The following is a 527-nucleotide window of genomic DNA, read 5'->3' on the forward strand; positions in this document are numbered from 1 at the left end:
ACTGTGCTGTCGATGATCTACCTCACGGCAGTCTCTGGAGGTGCAAGCTGATGCAGCGTCGTTCAGGCATCATCTTCGCAATCATCGCGTCATTCCTTGTCATAAGCGTTGCACCAGCGACCGCCGCGTCGACGAACCTTACTATTGGGAGTCAGCATACGACAGACACTGAGTTCGGAGATGGGCAGCTGACGAACACAGTCGTCAGAGACACCGGCGAAAGCTCATATGTTGGGCTCTCTGGCCGGTTATTCGACGGATTCGAAGATGGTGATGTGTCTGAATGGACTAATGCCCAAGATCGGTTTGCCGCACAAACACAAATAGTGTATAATGGCACGCACTCAGCGAAATACACCGACCTTGATAATGAGGTAGTTCGACGGAACTTAAATCAATCATACACTGGCTCGACGAACGTTTCTTTCGCGTTTCGTGTCAACTCTACGTCTGGGACAAATCACGTCGCTCTTTTCAAACAAGGAACGGGGTCTGTGGTGAGGGTTGGTATCGAAAGTGGAGAGTGG

At 50.9% G+C, this 527-nt stretch carries 1 pseudogene; it reads left to right on the top strand.

From position 1 onward, the window contains the following. Positions 1-50 precede the first annotated feature (50 nt). Positions 51-527: pseudogene (locus tag DVK01_RS22720) on the top strand (hypothetical protein); the annotation flags it as partial.

The organism is Haloarcula sp. Atlit-120R (assembly GCF_003665885.1).
Classification (GTDB): Archaea; Halobacteriota; Halobacteria; order Halobacteriales; family Haloarculaceae; genus Haloarcula; species Haloarcula taiwanensis.